Below are 2,967 nucleotides of genomic sequence, written 5' to 3'. Positions count from 1 at the left end.
ATTATCAAGGGATGATTTTGATATGTGCCCAAAATTTAGCATTATCAAGGCAGAGTTTTAGCTTATGCTAATTTAATTATCATTTCCCAACTATGCAACGCCGAAAAATTAACTGATATAATGTTTAGAGAATCAGTTATAAAAAAACTTTCTCCTTTCTAAACTTGACTCCTTCCCTTCTACCTTCAGCATAAATTCCCTCTGCTTTCTTTCTTGTAAAGTACAACTATTCAACCGAAGATTATATTAGTGACTGATACTAGATTCATCAGAAGTTGCATAAAATAAAATTTTAATCAGAGTTCACTGTAGATAAAAACAGAAATACTCCAACAATTAATAATTAATAATTACCTTTCCTTGAAAAGAAGAAGGCTGTAAAGCCTTATTTTCAGCGAGCAAAAATTAGCTTGATTTTTTAGACGGAGGAGTAGTTTCTGGCAATCAATTTTCGGCGTTGTATTATCAAGGGATGATTTTGATATGTGCCCAAAATTTAGCATTATCAAGGCAGAGTTTTAGCTTATGCTAATTTAATTATCATTTCCCAACTATGCAACGCCGAAAAATTAACTGATATAATGTTTAGAGAATCAGTTATAAAAAAACTTTCTCCTTTCTAAACTTGACTCCTTCCCTTCTACCTTCAGCATAAATTCCCTCTGCTTTCTTTCTTGTAAAGTACAACTATTCAACCGAAGATTATATTAGTGACTGATACTAGATTCATCAGAAGTTGCATAAAATAAAATTTTAATCAGAGTTCACTGTAGATAAAAACAGAAATACTTAAACAATTAATAATTACCTCTCCTTGAAAAGAAGAGGATTGACTAATCATGAAAATTTTTTCTTGTTTCTCCTTTAAAGGAGAAGCTTTAAACCTTAATTATTCGGTAAATTTTTACTCCTATCGACCACCATAATTTTCTTCTAAGTTATGAGTTATGAGTTCTGAGTTCTCCCGAATTATTTATAACTATTCATCCGGACATAATATTAATTATCAAATGATTTGGTCTCAGATTCAATTTAGCAGACTTAAAAAAGTAGATTACAACCCTGTTTTGTAGCAAATACATAACTAACTGAATACTAAATCTTGGCATCAAACCATCTGAAACTTATCATTTATTATTTCTTCTGACGACGCAAACCAGCCATTGCTAAACCTACAACACCAACAGAAAATAGTGACATGGAAACTGGTTCTGGCACTGTTACTAATTCATCTGCCAATCCTTCTCCCATAATCACATCGCCTAATTTAAGTTGAAATGCTAGTTCCGAACGATGGGGAGCTGTCTTATCTTTTAAGTCTTTAGCATCTCCAGTCCAAGTCATAGTTGTTGTACCCGTCAATGTGAAACTCTCCTCTAGATCGGTTAACCATAGATATTGGGAGCTATTCCAATAATCACATCCTTCAAAGCAGGCAAAACTGGAATTTTCCGCGATCGCCTGACCATTTAGCATTAGATTATCTACCACAACACTATTATTTTGTTTACGAGCTGTTGTGCGGATAAATAGATCGTTAAAAGTATCTGTAATACGTTCTTCCAATTTTTGTCCACCAATTTCGTAGGTGAGCATACCGTCGTCGAATGTCAAAGTGAAATCTTCTCCTTGTCCGCTTACCCAATCAAAGTAACGGTACTCAGTGGAAACTGTTTGACCATCGCCATTTTCATTATCGTAGTGGATATTAAATTCATGTTCTGCTGCTCCTCCTAAATCTCCAATCCGTCCCTCAGCAGCAACATCTATTGTTGCACCTAATTGGTTAAAGGCTTCTTCTCCATTAATAACACCTCCCAGAGTAAAAGCATTTGCTGAAACTGGCGCTCCTAAAAATCCAATCGCTAATGCTGCTAATCCTAAAAATGATTTGCACTTATTCATCTGCTTTGCTCCTTCGGTCTGTGTGTTTCTTTGCAATTCCAATCTAACCTGCCGAGAAACGGATTTGCAACTAAAATAGTCATAATTTACACAATCTTTAATTTATTCAGAATATTCAGTATTACTATGTAAAAGCAATAAATACATAAATCATAGACATATTCGCAAAGATAAGTATATTAGTAGCAATTTAATTTCAAGCTTCAGTATTTACTCGCAATAAACTAAAATTTTTCCGTGTGTCGCTCAAATGCTATTAACGGTATTTTGGCAAAAAATATGTTAGGAATAGCATTAAACCTTTATATAGTCTAGGTTTTACATTTAATAAACCTATTTCCTGATATATCTAGGTTTGAACTATTTTTAACTTGTTGATGTATTTCCCTTATCCCTACTAGCTTTGAAGGCATTTTCGTCCTCGAAAAATATCAAAGTACTGTTAACATAATTTTTCTAGCCTCAGCCATAATGATTTGAAAATTTGCTCTAGTTGTGGCGATCGCTCATCCTCAAGAATACTTTTTGAACTAATAAAATCTACCTATAACATATGAAATGATTTCTGAAAAAAAGTCTGCTTTAAAGCATAAGAGAAAGGAGAAGGAAGAAATTTTTCAGAAGTACAGACTTTTACAAATAATTTAGGATTGGTATAGAGACTGTTTGTCAAATAAGTATTAAAAAACTTGTCTAACAACTAAATCTTAAAGATGGAATAATGCCAGGGATTAAAATCACTCTGTAGGCGCGGGAGTATCAGTATTCATACTCCTAAAGTTATGGTGAATTTATTTCTGACAAATAATTGTTTATTCACCTATTCTCTATTCCCTGTTCCCTATCTTCTTTTTTATATTTCCCGATTGTTCAATCTCATATATATCACTATTAATTAATTACAAGTGATTTTATAGCACTACGCATTATGGCTCTTGACATTTTTATAATAGGAATAAAATAATAAAGTCATCAGCGATCGCCAAGACTATGCCAGCACCTTATAGCTATGATTTACGTCGAAAAGCAGTTGAAGCCATAAAAAGAGGACATAAAAAAGTA

At 33.0% G+C, this 2,967-nt stretch carries 1 protein-coding gene; it reads right to left on the bottom strand.

The window, feature by feature from the left end; genetic code table 11:
• Positions 1–1,134: 1,134 nt before the first annotated feature.
• Positions 1,135–1,905, bottom strand: a complete 771-nt coding sequence (locus F6K22_RS10095) for a choice-of-anchor W domain-containing protein (RefSeq protein WP_293096624.1) — start codon at positions 1,903–1,905, stop codon at positions 1,135–1,137.
• Between the last annotated feature and the right edge of the window lie 1,062 nt (positions 1,906–2,967).

The organism is Okeania sp. SIO2F4, from assembly GCF_010672385.1.
Lineage (GTDB): Bacteria > Cyanobacteriota > Cyanobacteriia > Cyanobacteriales > Microcoleaceae > Trichodesmium.
This window is presented reverse-complemented; position numbering and strand designations above follow the sequence as displayed.